The organism is Achromobacter sp. GbtcB20 (assembly GCF_019091095.1).
Lineage (GTDB): Bacteria > Pseudomonadota > Gammaproteobacteria > Burkholderiales > Burkholderiaceae_B > Achromobacter > Achromobacter mucicolens.
The window spans coordinates 1-746 of sequence record NZ_JAGXJZ010000096.1 but is presented as its reverse complement, the minus strand read 5'-3'; the positions used below and the strand labels follow the sequence as shown (position 1 = coordinate 746).

General features: G+C 61.8%; 1 pseudogene. It reads right to left on the bottom strand.

Features of this window, described 5'->3' with window-relative positions:
- A pseudogene (locus tag KVT32_RS27960) lies at positions 1-701 on the bottom strand (hypothetical protein); the annotation flags it as partial.
- Between the last annotated feature and the right edge of the window lie 45 nt (positions 702-746).

Genomic DNA, 746 nt, shown 5'->3' with positions numbered 1-746 from the left:
CGGCGGCGGGGGTCGGTCTTCAACATCTGCCCCGACAGGACCTGAAACGCGAGCGTGGATTGCAGGCTTTCCAGCAGCTTGGACTTGCCGGAGCCTTTCTCAGCCTGCATCTGTAGGTGCGGATAAAAGCCAAGGATGGCTTTGAGGTGTGCGCCCAACGCCCACACCATCGCAATGGCTGCGGCGTTGTCGTGGAACGTTGCCTGGTACGCCTTGATCACGGCCGCAGCATTCTCGCGCGGACCACGGGGAAACTGCATGTTGTAGTACAGGCACTGCTTTTGCGGCTCCATGAAATAGCAGTCCTTGCCTTCCAACGCGGACGGCTGGCCATCGCGCCAGGCCAAGCCAACGAAGTTGACCACGTCGCGCGCGCCTAGGTGCGCGGTGCGCTCCAGCACGGTAATCATGCGAGTGAACTGCTGGGGCAGCCAGACCTGGCCGAACTTGGCCCGCCACCATTCCAAGTTGTAGAGGCGTTCATCGGTCACAACTTCGCGCTGCAAGGTCGCGCCGTGGCGCGGAACCTGGGCGCTGACGCCGAAGACCGTTTCTGGCTGGGTGTCCGGCTGGCCGCTCAGCGTGGCCAGGTGGCTCTGAATGCGCAGACGCGAGAAACCGGCAACGCGGAAGGAACACATATCCTCCAGATCTTCTGATCGCTCGCCGCCTTCCTCGTCGCTTTCCTTGAACTTGGCCACGTACTGCGTGAAATCGTCTTTGTCGCGATAGCGCCAGTACACGCC